Here is a 13,668-nt window from a genome sequence, read left to right on the forward strand (position 1 = left end):
AGATCCGAAGGGCCCAGATCCAGATGCCGGTCAAGGTCAGCGTCATCGTTCCCGTGTACAACCCGGGGGTCCACATCGAGGACTGCATCGCCTCGCTGCAGCGGCAGTCGCTGCCCCCCGACGAGTACGAGGCGATCTTCGTCGACGACGGCTCGACCGACGGGACACCGGCCCGGCTCGACCGGCTCGCCGCCGAGGACCCCCGGATGCGGGTGATCCATCAGGAGAACTCCGGCTGGCCGGGCAAGCCCCGCAACGTGGGGATCGCCGCCGCGCGGGGCGAGTTCGTGATGTTCGTCGACAACGACGACTATCTCGGCGACGAGGCCCTGGAGCGGATGTACGCGTACGGCGTGGCCCACGGCGCCGATGTCGTCGTGGGGAAGATGGCCGGCAGGAACCGCGGGGTGCCGGTGGAGTTGTTCCGCCGCAACCATCCGCGGGCGACGGTCGAGAACGCCCCGCTGATCGACAGCCTCACCCCGCACAAGATGTTCCGCCGGGAGTTCCTCGACCGTATCGGGCTGCGCTTCCCGGAGGGGCGGCGGCGCCTGGAGGACCACGTCTTCGTCACCGAGGCGTATCTGCGCGCGGACAACGTGTCCGTGCTCAGCGACTACGTCTGCTACTACCACATCGGGCGCGACGACGCCTCGAACGCCGGCTTCCAGCGCTTCGACCCCGTGGGGTACTTCGGCAACCTGCGGGAGGCGCTCGACGTCGTCGAGCGGTACACCGAGCCGGGTGCGGTGCGGGACCGGCTGTTCCGCCGCTGGCTGCGGGTGGAGATGGTGGAGCGGCTGCGGGCCCGGCGGCTGCTGGGGCTGCCGGACGACTACCGCAGGGCCCTGTTCGCGGAGATCCACAAGGTCGTCGTCGAACGGTTCGGCCCGGGCGTCCCCGCCGGGTTGCAGCCGACGCAGCAGGTCGTCGCCGCGCTGGCCGAGGCCGACCGGTACGACGACGTGGTGGCCTTCGCCGCGTGGGAGGCCGGTGTCGCGCCGACCGCGGAGCCCACGGGCGTGGAGTGGCGCGGCGGCTCGCTGCGCATCGGTTTCACCGCCGAGTACGCCTCCGCCCGCGAGCCGATGACCTTCCCCGCGGACGCCGCCCGCACCCCGTCGGCCGACCCTCCGAAGAGCGTGGAGGAGGCGGTGGCGTGGGTCTGCGCGGAGACCGCGGCCCGGTTCGGACAGGCCACCGCGGATCTGCTGCTGCGTGAGCGGTCCAGCTCCGCCCAGTACTTCCAGCCCGTGGAGCTCACCCGGGAGACGGTTCCCGTCGACGGCGGTGAGCGGGTGCGGCTGGTGCTGCGGGCGACCGCCGCCGTCGATCCCGCCGAACTGCCGGGGGACGGGGTCTGGGACGCGGTCGTACGGGTGAAGCTCGGCGGCTGGACCAAGGAGTGCCGGCTCGGCCCCGCCCCGCGCGCCACACGTCCCGAGCCCTGTGCGGGTGTGGCCGGCGGTCGTGCGGTCCTGCCGTACTGGACCGAGCCGCACGGGAATCTCTCGCTGGACACAGGGGTCAGGGGCAAGCGGCTCGGCCTGGACGGTGTGCGGCGGGCGGACGTCACCGTCTCCGGAGCCCGGCTGCGCGTCCGGGTCCCGCTGCACACGGCCGGGGGCGCCCGGGTGGGGCTCAGGTTCACCGCTTCCGGCAGGGCCCTGCACGCCTCCGGCACGCTCACCGGCGCGGCGGACGGGCCGGGCTCCCTGCTGGAGGCCAGGCTGCCCGACCGGCTGCCCCGGGGGATCTGGCGGGTCGCCCTGAGCCCGGACCCCGATGCCGCGCGACCCGCCTGGAGCGGGCTGCCGTTCGCGCTGCGCGCCACCGGCGGCGGCGTGCTGGTGGTGACCGTCCCGCGTCCCGGCGCGGCACGGAAACTGGTGCGGGCCGCACGGTGGGCGCTCGGCACGGTCCGCGCGAAGGTCTCCCCCCTGATCCGCAGGAGGCGGTGAGCGCGGGCCGAACGCCCGGTGTCCCCGTACGTGGTCTGCCGCGCAGGCCGCGAAGGGCCGCGCGGCAGAGGGCTCAGCGGCTGACGCCGACCTGTTCCAGGGCGCGGCGCAGAGGCTCCCAGCCCACGCGCCGCGGCAGGCCGCGGTTGCGGGCCTGGACGAGGGGACGCCAGAATCCGGCCCGCAGCAGCGCCTCCGGGGGCACCGCCCCGGCCCGTTCCAGGATCGCCTCGGGCACCTTCTGCGGGTCGGGCACCTTGTACTCGGCCATGATCTCGTCGTACTTGTCGTGCAGCACCGTGCTGTCGGGGTCGGCGCCGAAGACCACGAGCTGGCCGGTGGGCTCGGTGTCGACCAGGACGGTCACCAGATCGGGACGGCAGCGCGCCAGCACTTCGGTGATCTTGTAGACGTCACCGGTCCAGGCGTTGGTGTGCCGGTCGCGGGCGGCCTCGTCCGCGCTGCGCGGCAGCATGTCGTCGAGGACGATCACACTGGCCCAGTCGGAGTGCTTCTCGACGTTCATGAGGTCGCGCAGGGCGTACTCGAACAGGTGCATGCCGTCGATGAACGACAGGTCGAGCGTGGTGCGGCGCCAGTGGCCGATCGGGCTGCGGCCCCGGCGCAGGTTGCGCAGCGGGTGCCGGCCGCCCTTGAGATGGGCCAGCGGGTTGTCGCGGGCGAAGAAGTCGTCACTGGTGGCCTTCACCAGGTGGACGTCGCACTTCAGCTCCGAGACCACCTTGAAGGCGGGGTCGACCGCGATGCTGGGGACGCGTGACAGGCGCAGGCTGCGGCCGTCGTTGACGCCGATCTCCAGGTAGTTGCGGTTGGCGCTGACCTTGTGCAGCTCCCGAAGGAACTCATGGCGTTTCACGAAGGGGGCTCTCCTTGCGGATACGGGACGGTGCTTCGTGCAGGGCTGCGCCGGTCACGCGGCGCGGGCGGGCCGATGCCCCCGTCCGCGGTCGTGCGCGAGGGCGCCGTACGGGGGCGTGGGAAGGCCGTCGTGGCGGACCGGGCCGTGCACCGGGCGGCCTCGCCGGCGACAGTGGGGCGGCGGGCTTCTTCCGGACCGGCCGTCGTCCGCGTGACGTCGACGCCGCGGACCTCGTGGAGCCGAGCGGCCCGCGCGATCGTGCTCGCGCCGTGCGGCTCGTGCCGACGCCGCCGCCGGTGTCCTTCCCGCGGCTCCGGGTCACGGTGCGGCGCACGTCGGCGCGGGAGTCGAGCAGGTGCCGAGGAGCGGGCGTGAGCGGATGTGCCGCGACGAGGGCGAGGGCGCGCCCGGACGCGGTCCGGTCTCCTCCGCGGGCCGATCACCCGGCCGGACGGGGCGAGCCGGGCCGCCCCCGGGGCGCGCGGGCCGGCGACACGGGCGAGCGGGAACCGTGCGTCGGGCAGACGCCCGCCGGACTCCTCGCCGAGGCCCACGACACCGTCGACCGCGCCCCCGGTCCCCGCGGCCGTCCCGCCCAGGACCGTTCCGCCCCCGGCGCCACCCGCTTCCGCCGGGGGCTCCCGCCCGTGGCGGAGCGCGGACCCGTCGGCCGCGGGCGCCGGCCGTTTCGCCGGGGTGCGGGTGTTCGGCCTCAGCCGGGTTCCGGCGCCGCCGGGCAGCACGAGAGCCTTCATCCGGCTCACCATAGCCGCGCTCCGGCGGGCGGGGCGTCACATGCTCCACCGGTGCGTCACGAAATCCCCTGGAGGGCCGGCGAGCAGCCCGGCCCCGGGCTGGTCCTCACCCCTGACGACGCCTCCTCCGCACTCGCGTTCGGGGTGGTGGAGGCGGTACCGCGGTCCACGGCGGGCAGGCAGGTCCGCAGCGGGCCCTCGCCGCGCAGTCGCCGGGCTCGCGCCCAGCCGGTCTCCGCCCGGCGGGGTCACGGCCGATCATCTTCCTTCCGGTCGGCCGCCCTCCGGGTCCCCGGCGCCGCACCGGACGGACACCCGACCGCCGCACAGGCTTACGTTTCCTCGCTCCCTTGCCCGGGCGGGGAGTTCCCGTCCGGGCAAGGGTCCTCGTCAGGTGGCGGGCCGGGCCACGCTGATGTCGCCCAGGACGGACTCCGGGTCGCGCTCCATGGCGACGTCGCCCAGCGAGACGACGCCGACGGGGCGTCCGTCCTCGACGACCGGGACGCGGCGCACGGCGTGTTCGCGCATCAGCCGCACCGCGTGGCCCAGGTCGTCGTCCGGTGCCACGGTCACCAGGACGGACCCGAGGTCGCGGTCGCGCATGAGGCGGGCGGCCTCCGCGACGAAGGTGTGCGGCCCGACGGTCACCGGTGCGCCGGTCCTGACGGCGGGGCGTACGGCCCCTTCCCCGGTGCTCGTCGTGCGCGACGGCCCGGCAGGGAGGGGATTGGGTCCCGGGACAGGTGGCGCGGCCGTGCGAGGAGGTGGTCGGCGTGTCCGAGGGGCAGTCGTCCGCACGGGCGCCGGTCGGCCGTCCGCTGCTGTCGCTGACGCTGGCCTCGGTGATGGACGAGGTGCACGCCCACTCCGGGGCCGTGTACCTGCTCTCGCCGGACCGGCCGGTGCTGGAGATGGCGGTGATGGCGGGGCTGCCCCGCGCCTTCGCGGCCCCGTGGGAGCGGGTGGGACTGAGCGCACCGGTCCCGGTCGCCGACGCGGCGCGCGAGCGGCGGCTGGTCTGGGTGGGCGGCGAGGAGGAGATGGCCCGCCGCTGTCTGCCGGCCACCCAGGGGATGGAGATCGGGGGTGACTTCTACGACCTGGTGCCGGTCCAGGGGATGGCGGCGGCGGTGATCGGGGACGTGCAGGGGCACAACGTGACGGCGGCCGGGCCGATGGGGCAGGTCCGTACCGCGGTGCGCGCGTACACGGCGGTCGGGCAGGCGCCCGAGGAGGTGATGCGCAGCACCAACCGGCTGCTGCTCGACCTGGGGTCCGACCTGTTCGCCAGCTGTCTGTGCATGCGCCTCGATCCCGCGCACGGCCGGGCCGTGATGTCCCGCGCGGGCCACCCGCCGCCGCTGCTGCGCAGGCCGGACGGGCGGGTGCGGGTGCCGGACCTGGCCGGCGGCCCGCTGCTGGGCGTCGACGGCTCGGCGGCGTATCCGTCGACGGAGGTCGGCCTCTCCCCCGGTTCACTGCTCGTCCTCTACACCGACGGCCTGGTGGAATCCCCCGGCACCGACTTCGAGGAAGCCGTCGCCGGCCTGTGTCGTCGCCTCACCGGCCTCGGCGGCCTTCCTCCGGACGACCTCGCCGACGTCCTGGTCCGGCACGGAGCGGACGCGGAGAACCGCCTGGACGACATCGCCCTGCTCCTCCTGCGAGCGCTGCCGCGCGCCTGACGCGGCCCGGCCCCCGCCGCCCGCGGGGACACCGTTGGCGGGTTTCCCGTGCCGACGGGGGTTGGTGATCACTGGTGCCGTATCAAGCGACGCCGGCCCCGGTCGTCGCCCGGCGGTGTCGGCTTCGAGCCGACGCGGCAGACGGGCGGCGCCCGTCCGGCTCCGGCGAGGAGCTCTTCGGCGTCGATGTCTCGTTGCGGATCCATGCCCGCCCGGGTCATGCCCCCGGGCCCTCCGTCACGGGCAGGCACTCGGCGAGCAGGTCGACGACGTCGCGCCAGGCTCGCCGCGCGTGCTGTGGGTGGTGGCCGACACCGGGGACCGTGGGGTGGTCGACCGGCGGGTGGTGGAAGGCGTGCAAGGCGCCGCCATAGACCGTGAGGCGCCAGTCGACGCCCGCGGCCCGCATCTCGGCGGTGAACGCGTTCCGTCGCGCGGGCGGCATGATCGGGTCCTCCGATCCGACCCCGGCCCACACCGGGCAGCGGATGTGCGCCGCCTCGCCCGGTCGGCCCGTGGTGGTCGCGTTGACCGTCCCGATCGCGCGCAGGTCGACGCCGCCCCGCCCGAGTTCCAGCGCGATGGCGCCCCCGGTGCCGTAGCCGATGGCGGCGATCCGGTCGGGGTCGGTCCGGGGCTCGGTGCGCAACTCGTCGAGTGCCGCGTGGCCGATGCGCCGCATCCGGTCGGGGTCGGCGAGCAGTGGCAGGCAACGGGCCAGCATCTCCTCGGGGTCACCCAGATAGCGCCCGCCGTGAAGGTCGAAGGCCAGCGCCACGTATCCCAGCTCGGCGAGAGCATCGGCCCGGCGGCGCTCGACGTCGCTGAGCCCCATGCCCTCCGGTCCGAGCAGCACCGCGGGCCGGCGGTCGGCACCGGCCGGGAGCGCGAGGTGCCCGATCATCGTCAGACCGTCGGCCGGGTACTCGACCGTACGCGTCGTCATCGTCGTCATGGGACCGGACTGTAGTGATCGTCGAGCCCGGTCCGGCCGGTGTTCTGCCGTCGGCAGAGCAGCACGGGTGTCCCTCCGGGGCACGGGACGGGCAGGTCTCGGTGCGGTGGGCCTTGGGGCCGTCCCGGAAGACGTCGCGCTTCACGCTGCCCCGCGCGCCGGTGTCATGGGGCGTGCCCGGCCGCGCGGCGGACGACACGCTCGTGGAGTCCGTGCGCGCACGGCCGCCGGCCTCGGCCGAGCCGTGCTCCGCGGCGGCCTCGAGGACACGGTCCAAGAGCTCGGCCCCGGCGTCTCCCGCGATCAGCCGGTCCCTGAACCCGGTGAGCGCTGAGTGGTCGAAGCCCGGGTCGGCCGGCTCCGGCCCCGGCGAGTGCTTCCGGTCCAGCCGCCCGCGCACCGCGTCCGCGGCCCGCCGGTCCGACAGGCCCTCGGCGAACCGCATCCGCGGCGTCCGACGCGCCGTCCTGGGACGCGTTCGCCCGGGGGAGCAGGATCGCGGCGGCGCCGAGCGCCACCGCACCGCCCACCGCCATCGCGGCCTTGCGCTTCGGGATTCGCTTGTGACTCAAACTTCTCGACCTCCTGGGGGGGACCGGAGTCGCGCCGGTGCTCGGCGGCTGCGGGGCGCCTGGACGGCTGTTGGTACGCACGGGCCGCGAGGGGCGTTCAATCCCGTCCGCCCGGTCACGCTCGGCAGCCGCTCGTGAGCGCTCGGTCGCGATCACGCGACGGAATCCCGGCTCCGGTGAATCTGCACATCGCATGCCCAACCCGGTCACCGGAGCCGGGGTTCGTCCACGGGCCGGCGGACCGGGGCACGCCTTTGGGGCAGGTGTGCCGGATTCCGGTCGCCCGGGCGCAAGCGGCCGGACGGGGCGATGCCGTGGGGCATGTGAAGAAGTCGCCGCCGAGCCGTGCCCGCGTCTGCACGCCTGTGCCCCCGTGGGGCGCAAGTTGCCTGGTGAGAGGTTTGGTCGAGTGGAAGCCCGCGCTCGCCGCGTGCTTTGATCCATCGCACCGCAAGGCCGCTTCGGGCTCCCGGGGACGGGCGTCCGGCGCCCGCGGTCGCGGCCTCCGTCCGTCACCGGAGGCGGCCGCTCCCCCTTGTGAAACATCCATACGAAGGGAAGTTCCACCATGAACTCCACCCCCCAGGTCGAGACCGCCGAGATCTCCGACGCCGACCTCGACAACGTCTCCGGCGGCCTGTCCGTGAACGCCGTGAACACCCTCACGGGCGCGGTGGACGGCATCGCCCCGGTCTCCGGCCTGGTCGACACGGCCGTCGGCACCGTCGAGGGTGTCACCGGCCTGAACACCGCGCCGGTCACGAACCTGGTCGCAGGTCTCTGATCGCGCCCTCGTGCCGCGAAGTCCCGTAGCCGCCCCCGGCTCCGGGACTTCGCGGTGCCTCCACGGTCCAACGCGTCACGTCGCACAGTTCACGCAGGTGGGGAAAGACCCGTGCAGTTCCGCCGACAGGCCCTCGCCAGGCTCCAGTCACCGGAGGAGCTCGACCTCCCGGTGCGTTTCGCGCGCCCGCAGGGCCGGCTGGTGCTGTCGGTGACGGTGGTCGCGATGGCGGCCGCTTCGGTGTGGGCGGTGACCGGCTCGGTCTCCTCCACGGTCAGCGCGCCCGCCGTCCTCACGTACGGGCAGGGCAGTTACGTCCTGCAGAGCCCCGTCGCCGGCCAGGTCACCGCCGTCCTCGCGAAGGAGGGCGAGCTGCTGCCCGCCGGCGCCCCCGTCCTGAAGGTCGGCACCGAGCGGGGCGACGAGGTCGTCCGCACCCTCGACGCGGGCCGTGTCACCGCGCTCGCGGCCGGCGTCGGGCAGATCGTCGCCACCGGGGCGGACGTCGCCGCCGTGGAGAAGGTCACCCGCGCCGGGTCCCCGTTGTACGCGACGGTGTACGTCCCCGCCGGGAGCGCCGCCGGCATCCCCGCGCACGCCCCCGTCGACCTGACGGTGCAGTCGGTGCCGAGCCAGGAGTACGGCGTGCTGCGCGGCGAGGTGAAGTCGGTGGGCCGTTCGGCGCAGTCCCCCCGGCAGATCGCCGCGTTCCTCGGGGACGGCCGACTGGGCGAGCAGTTCACCGAGGAGGGCAGGCCGGTGGCGGTCACGGTCGAGCTGGAGAAGTCGTCGGGCACCAAGAGCGGGTACGAGTGGTCCTCCGCGCAGGGGCCGCCGTTCGAGCTGACCTCGATGACCCTGGCCACGGGTTCGATCCGGCTGGCCGACCGGCGTCCCGTCGATTGGCTGCTGCCGTGACCACCGCCCGGGAGACCCGCGGCAGACGCCGTGCCGCCCCGCCGAAGCGCAAGGTGCCCAAGTCCCGGGCGAAGACCGTCCGCACCCCCACCGTGCTCCAGATGGAGGCCGTGGAGTGCGGCGCCGCCTCGCTGGCGATGGTGCTCGGCCACTACGGCCGCCATGTCCCGCTGGAGGAGCTGCGGATCGCCTGCGGCGTCTCCCGGGACGGCTCGCGCGCCGGCAACCTGCTGAAGGCGGCCCGCAGCTACGGGCTGACCGCCAAGGGCATGCAGATGGACCTGGCCGCGCTCGCCGGGGTGGCGGCGCCGGCCATCCTGTTCTGGGAGTTCAACCACTACGTCGTCTACGACGGCATGGGCCGCCGCTTCGGCCGCCGCGGGGTGTACGTCAACGACCCCGGCAAGGGACGGCGGTTCGTCCCGCTGGAGGAGTTCGACGGCAGCTTCACCGGGGTCGTGCTGGTGATGGAGCCCGGCGAGGACTTCACCCGGGGCGGCCGCAGGCCGGGCGTGCTCGGCGCGATGCCGGCCCGGCTGCGCGGCACGGCGGGCACCATGCCCGCGGTGGTGCTGTCGAGCCTGCTGCTGGTGGCGGTCGGCGCGGCGGTGCCGGGGCTCAGCCGCACCTTCATCGACGAGTTCCTGATCGGCGGCCGGACCTCGGCGCTGGACGTGCTGTTCACGTCGATGGGCGCGTGCGTGCTGCTCACACTGGTGTTGACCTGGCTCCAGCAGGCCAACCTGCTGCGCGGTCGGCTGATCTCCTCCACCCTGTCCAGCGCCCGCTTCCTGCGCCATCTGCTGCGGCTGCCGGTGACCTTCTTCGCCCAGCGCAGCCCGGCCGACCTGGTGCAGCGACTGCAGTCCAACGACGCGGTGGCCGAGACCCTGGCCCGCGACCTGTCGGCGGCGGGCGTGGACGCGGTGGTGGTCGTGCTGTACGCGGTGCTGCTGTACACGTACGACCCGCAGCTCACCTTCGTGGGCATCGGCGTGGCGCTGCTGAACATCGTGGCGATGCGGATCGTCGTCCGGCTGCGCGCCACCCGTACGGCGAAGCTGCGGGCGGACAGCGCACGGCTCACCAACACGGCGTACACCGGTCTGCAGCTGATCGAGACGCTGAAGGCCACCGGCGGGGAGGACGGCTACTTCCGCAAGTGGGCCGGGCAGCACGCCGTCACCCTGGAGGAGCAGCAGCGGCTCGGGGTGCCGGGCGCCTGGCTCGGCGTCGTCGCGCCGACGCTCGCCACCCTCAACAGCGCGCTGATCCTGTGGATCGGCGGCATGCGGGCGGTCGAGGGGCACATCTCGGTCGGTCTGCTGGTCGCCTTCCAGGCGCTGGTCGCCCGCTTCACCGCCCCGCTGACCCGGCTCAACGGCGTCGCGGGCCGGATCCAGGACTTCGCGGCGGACGTGGCCCGGCTGAAGGACGTGGAGGACTTCCGGGCGGACCCGCTCCACGGCCGCCCGGGCGCCGGCGAGTCGACCCGCCGCCTGCGCGGCCACGTCGAGCTGCAGAACCTCGCCTTCGGCTACAACCCGCTGGACGAGCCGCTGCTGACCGGCTTCGACCTGACCGTGGGCCCCGGGCAGCAGGTGGCGCTGGTGGGCGGCTCCGGCAGCGGCAAGTCCACGGTGTCCCGGCTGATCTCGGGGCTGTACGCGCCGTGGGAGGGCGTGATCCGGATCGACGGGCGGCGCATCGAGGACATCCCGCGCGGGGCGCTGGCCGCGTCCGTCTCCTTCGTCGACCAGGAGGTGTTCCTCTTCGAGGGCACCGTCCGCGACAACGTGGCGCTGTGGGACCCGTCGATCCCGGACGAGGCGGTGGTGGAGGCGCTGAGGGACGCGGCGCTGTACGACGTGATCGCGCGCCGGCCCGGCGGCATCCACAGCCCGGTCGAACAGGACGGCCGGAACTTCTCCGGCGGCCAGCGCCAGCGCCTGGAGATCGCGCGGGCGCTGGTGCGCCGGCCGAGCATCCTGGTGCTCGACGAGGTGACCAGCGCGCTGGACGCGGAGACCGAGCTGGTGGTGATGGACAACCTGCGCCGGCGCGGCTGTGCCTGTGTGGTGATCGCGCACCGGCTGAGCACGGTGCGCGACAGCGACGAGATCGTCGTCCTGGACCACGGCACGGTCGTGGAGCGCGGACGGCACGAGGAGCTGGTGGCGCGCGGCGGCGCGTACGCGGCTCTGGTCAGGGAGCGGTGAGATGACAGCCGTGCACGAGGACCGGGGCGGCGACCTCGTCCTGGGCGCGCTCGGGTCGCTGGGCACGCCGGTCGACTGCTCCGGGTTCGGCCGGCTGGACCTGGAGGGGCCGCAGACGCTGTGGCTGATCGCGTCCGGCGCCGTGGACCTGTTCGCGGTGGACGCCGGGCAGCAGGGCCACTGGCACCATCTGGGCCGGCTGGAGGCGGGCTCGCTGGTGTTGGGCCCGGTGGCCGGTCCTGCGCACACGCTGGTGGCGCGCCCGCTGCGGGACTGCGTGGTGCGCCGCATCGCCCTGCGCGAGCTGTACCGGCAGGCGGAGGCCCGGACCTGGTCGTACGACAGTGACGGCAACCCGCGGTACGTGCCGCCGACGACGAGCCCGCTGGAGTACGCCCTCGCACTCGGTGCGGGGCGTGGTCTGGCGGTGCTGTTCCAGGCGCCGATGGCCGCGGAGCGGGCCGGCGCGCCCGGCGACGACGACGTGTTCTGGATGCAGGTGCCGCCGGGCAGCGTGCGGTACGGCTCGCTGTACGGGGCGGAGGCGGCGGCCGATCTGCTGGTGGACCCGGCGCTGTGGCAGAGCATGGTCGACCAGCAGTACCGGCTGATGACCACGCTGGAGCGGTGGATCGAGCAGCTGGAGCACACGCACGAGACGCGGACCGCCGAGGGCATCGCGGCCGGCGAGGCGGTCCGCGCCCGGGCCGACCGGACGCTGCTCGCGGCCATCGGCGAGCGGTCGGGGCGGCGCACGACGACGGCCGACGCGGACGCCACGTACGCGGCCTGCGAGCTGGTCGCCCGGGCGGCCGGGATCACGCTCGCCGCGCCCGCGCGGACCGGCGCCGGCGGCGACCGGACCGATCCGGTCGAGCGGGTCGCCCTGGCCTCCCGGGTGCGGACCCGTGCCGTACGGCTGGAGGGCCGCTGGTGGCGGGAGGACGTGGGGCCGCTGGTGGGCCACCGGGCCCTGTCGGGGGCGCCGGTGGCCCTGCTGTGGCGGCGGGGCGGCTATGTGGCGGTGCATCCCGCGACCGGCCGGGAGACGCCGGTCGGGAAGGCCAACGCCGAGCAGTTCGAGCCCCGCGCGGTGATGTTCTGCCGTCCGCTGCCCGAGCGGCGGCTGAGCCCGTTGCGGCTGCTGCGGTTCTGCATGTCGGGGACGCGGGGCGATCTGACGGGTCTGCTGCTGAGCGGTCTGGTGACGGTGGCGATCGGGGCTCTGGTGCCGCTGGCGACCGGCAAGGTGCTCGGCGAGTTCGTGCCGCAGGCGCGGACCGGGCTGATCGTGCAGACGTGTCTCGCGGTGATCCTGAGCAGTGTGGTGGCCGCCGCCTTCATGCTGCTGCAGAACCTCACCCTGCTGCGCCTGGAGGGCCGGGTGGAGGCCACGCTCCAGCCGGCCGTGTGGGACAGGCTGCTGCGGCTGCCGACCACGTTCTTCACCGAGCGTTCGACGGGCGAGCTGGCGAGCGCGGCGATGGGCGTCGGAGCGATCCGCCGCATGCTGGCCGGGGTGGGTCCGACGGTGGCCCAGTCGGTCACCGTGGGCGCGGTGAACCTGGGGCTGCTGCTGTGGTTCAGCGTGCCGATGGCGCTGGCCGCGTTCGGGATGCTGGTGGTCGTCGCGGGGGTGTTCCTGGGGCTCGGGCTGTGGCAGGTGCGCTGGCAGCGGCGGCTGGTGGTGCTCACCAACAAGCTGAACAACCAGGCTTTCCAGACCTTGCGCGGGCTGCCGAAGCTGCGGGTGGCGGCGGCGGAGAACTACGCGTACGCCGCGTGGGCGTCCCGGTTCGCCCGCAGCCGTGAGCTCCAGCAGAAGGCCGGCCGGATCAAGAACCTGACGGCGGTGCTGGGCGCGGTCTACCTGCCGCTGGTCACGCTGGCGATGTTCATGCTGCTGGCCGGTCCCGCGCGCGGCTCGATGACGGCGGCGGAGTTCCTCACCTTCAACACGTCGGTGACCATGGTGCTGACCTCGGTCACCCAGCTGACCGGCGCGTTCGTCTCGGCGGTCGCCGCGCTGCCGCTGTTCGAGCAGATCAAGCCGGTGCTGGACGCCACGCCCGAGGTGCGCGCGGCCAGCACCCGGCCGGGCCCGCTGTCCGGGGCGATCGAGGCGCGGCGGCTGTCCTTCCGCTACTCCGACGACGGTCCGCTGGTCCTGGACGACGTGTCCTTCGAGGCGCGGCCGGGCGAGTTCGTGGCGGTCGTCGGCCCCAGCGGCTGCGGCAAGTCCACCCTGCTGCGGCTGCTGATCGGCTTCGACCGGCCGGTGTCCGGCAGCGTGCTGTACGACGGTCAGGACCTGGCCGCGCTCGACCGGTCGGCGGTGCGCCGGCAGTGCGGCGTGGTGCTCCAGCACGCGCAGCCGTTCACCGGGTCCGTCCTGGACGTCATCTGCGGGAGCGAGCCGTACACGCCTCAGGAGGCGATGGCGGCGGCGGAGATGGCGGGGCTGGCCGAGGACATCCGGCGGATGCCGATGGGGCTGCACACCATCGTCTCGGGCAGCGGCGCGGTCTCCGGCGGCCAGCGGCAGCGGCTGATGATCGCCCAGGCGCTGATCCGGCGGCCGCGGATCCTCTTCTTCGACGAGGCGACCAGCGCCCTGGACAACGGGACGCAGCGCACGGTCATCGAGAGCACCAAGGCCCTGGAGGCGACCCGGATCGTCATCGCGCACCGGTTGTCGACGGTCCTCGACGCGGACCGGGTGGTGGTGATGGAGGGCGGCAAGGTGGTCCAGCAGGGCCCGCCGGAGCAGCTCCTGGCCGACACCGGCGGGCGGCTGCACGAACTGGTGCGGCGGCAGCTGGCGTGAGGTACCGGGCGTCCACGGCGCGCGCACCGACGGACGGTCGCCGTCCGGTCACGTCCGTGGCGCGTCTTCGCCGTACGCGGGGCCCGTCCGTTGCTCCGCGCGGTAATTG

General features: G+C 74.3%; 8 protein-coding genes and 1 pseudogene. 6 read left to right on the forward strand and 3 right to left on the reverse strand.

Going from position 1 to position 13,668, the window contains the following annotated elements; all coding sequences use genetic code 11:
• Nucleotides 1-23: 23 nt before the first annotated feature.
• The gene (locus ACZ8ZB_RS02480) at nucleotides 24-1,961 is read left to right on the forward strand and encodes a glycosyltransferase family 2 protein (protein ID WP_470736073.1); all 1,938 of its coding nucleotides are present in this window, start codon (nucleotides 24-26) and stop codon (nucleotides 1,959-1,961) included.
• Between the two features lie 73 nt (nucleotides 1,962-2,034).
• Here the strand turns inward: ACZ8ZB_RS02480 and ACZ8ZB_RS02485 are convergent, their stop codons facing one another.
• Entirely contained in the window at nucleotides 2,035-2,838 is an 804-nt protein-coding gene (locus ACZ8ZB_RS02485; RefSeq protein ID WP_470736074.1) for a class I SAM-dependent methyltransferase, read from the reverse strand.
• 1,148 nt (nucleotides 2,839-3,986) lie between these two features.
• Nucleotides 3,987-4,247 (reverse strand): CBS domain-containing protein, encoded by a 261-nt coding sequence (locus ACZ8ZB_RS02490; RefSeq protein WP_470736075.1) that lies wholly within the window; start codon nucleotides 4,245-4,247, stop codon nucleotides 3,987-3,989.
• A gap of 389 nt (nucleotides 4,248-4,636) precedes the next feature.
• Here ACZ8ZB_RS02490 and ACZ8ZB_RS02495 point away from each other — a divergent pair.
• A pseudogene (locus ACZ8ZB_RS02495) lies at nucleotides 4,637-5,284 on the forward strand (PP2C family protein-serine/threonine phosphatase); the annotation flags it as partial.
• Between the two features lie 217 nt (nucleotides 5,285-5,501).
• On the opposite strand, the gene ACZ8ZB_RS02500 reads toward ACZ8ZB_RS02495, so the two are convergent.
• Entirely contained in the window at nucleotides 5,502-6,239 is a 738-nt protein-coding gene (locus ACZ8ZB_RS02500) for a dienelactone hydrolase family protein (RefSeq protein ID WP_470736076.1), read from the reverse strand.
• A gap of 1,140 nt (nucleotides 6,240-7,379) precedes the next feature.
• Between ACZ8ZB_RS02500 and ACZ8ZB_RS02505 the strand changes: the two genes are divergently transcribed.
• The 4 genes from ACZ8ZB_RS02505 (at nucleotide 7,380) to ACZ8ZB_RS02520 (ending at nucleotide 13,559) form a co-directional block, all read left to right on the forward strand.
• Complete coding sequence (locus ACZ8ZB_RS02505; RefSeq protein ID WP_085572576.1) at nucleotides 7,380-7,595, forward strand: type A2 lantipeptide; 216 nt, start codon at nucleotides 7,380-7,382, stop codon at nucleotides 7,593-7,595.
• A 111-nt stretch (nucleotides 7,596-7,706) separates the two neighbouring features.
• Nucleotides 7,707-8,513: a hypothetical protein gene (locus ACZ8ZB_RS02510; RefSeq protein WP_470736077.1), complete on the forward strand. Its 807-nt coding sequence runs from the start codon at nucleotides 7,707-7,709 to the stop codon at nucleotides 8,511-8,513.
• On the forward strand, nucleotides 8,510-10,732 hold the full coding sequence (locus tag ACZ8ZB_RS02515) for an NHLP family bacteriocin export ABC transporter peptidase/permease/ATPase subunit (protein ID WP_470736078.1): 2,223 nt from the start codon (nucleotides 8,510-8,512) through the stop codon (nucleotides 10,730-10,732). Before ACZ8ZB_RS02510 ends, ACZ8ZB_RS02515 begins: the two co-directional genes overlap by 4 nt.
• Nucleotide 10,733: 1 nt before the next feature.
• Complete coding sequence (locus ACZ8ZB_RS02520) at nucleotides 10,734-13,559, forward strand: NHLP bacteriocin export ABC transporter permease/ATPase subunit (protein WP_470736079.1); 2,826 nt, start codon at nucleotides 10,734-10,736, stop codon at nucleotides 13,557-13,559.
• The last annotated feature ends 109 nt before the right edge of the window (nucleotides 13,560-13,668 follow it).

This window comes from Streptomyces sp. 12E (genome assembly GCF_055633275.1).